Here is a 937-nt window from a genome sequence, read left to right as displayed (position 1 = left end):
TCCTAAGGCACACGCAAGGTATGTTTTTCCACAGCCTGTTGCCCCAGTGATTAAGATATTTTGATGTAAGTTTAGCCAGCTATTTTGGCTTAAGTTACGTATCTGTGCTTTTTCTATATTACGTGCCGGTGAGTAAATCAGTTGATTTAACTGAGCTGGTAAGCGGAATTTAGCGTGTCGCACGAGCCGGTCGATTTTTCTTTGCTCACGCGTGTCAATTTCATGTGTTAGCAATAAACTGACGCGCTCTATAAAGCTTTGTTCTTGATATAGGTTTGGCTGTTCAAGCTGCTGCTTGAGTGCTTGCTTTATACCCGATAACTTGAGTAGTTGAAGTTGCTGGTTAATGGTGTTTATCATGATTCATTTCCTTAATGGTAATACTGTGTGCCGCGTATGTTGCCATGCTTAATTGGCTTTTCTGGCTCTGTTTGCTGTGTGGGTAACGGTTGTTGATCCAACCCCTTTTTCAGCATCTGCTTAATTGATTTGAGTGTTGTCGTATTCATTATGATTGCGCGATAACACGCTTGCTCAAGCCGTTCTTTTGAATAAGTTTTAGCTAAACTTAACACCCCTAAACAGGCGCGATAAGCGTGCTCGGGGTGACGCCGTCCACTGAGCTGTAACTCAATAACTTGGTGGGTATACTCCCCAATACTTAATGCCCATGAGCGTAAATTTATCGGTGACTGCTCATGCTGTTTTTGATGCGCCAGAGGCATATGATGAGACTGTGTTGTATGCCCGCCTAAACGATGTGAGCGAGGATGCTGTGCGATTAAGGTATCGTCATGATAAAGCTGTACTAACTGATTGGTTATGTGTGCGCGTAATTGTTTCTTAACCCACTGATACGGCACACTGTAATAATGTTTCTCTATTTCAACATGATAATCAATGTGTACTCGCACCGTTTTGATTTGTGTATAGTGAT

2 protein-coding genes are annotated in these 937 nt (G+C 42.4%); both read right to left on the bottom strand.

The window, feature by feature from the left end; genetic code table 11:
- Positions 1-360 (bottom strand): ATP-binding protein (locus tag H5187_RS23725; RefSeq protein WP_182795044.1); only part of this gene is annotated, 360 nt, incomplete at its 3' end.
- Positions 361-371: 11 nt separating this feature from the next.
- Positions 372-937: transposase (locus tag H5187_RS23720; protein ID WP_182795045.1), on the bottom strand; the 566-nt coding region annotated here is incomplete at its 5' end.

Source organism: Pseudoalteromonas sp. SG44-1, assembly GCF_014164315.1.
GTDB classification, from domain to species: Bacteria; Pseudomonadota; Gammaproteobacteria; order Enterobacterales; family Alteromonadaceae; genus Pseudoalteromonas; species Pseudoalteromonas rhizosphaerae.
This window is presented reverse-complemented; position numbering and strand designations above follow the sequence as displayed.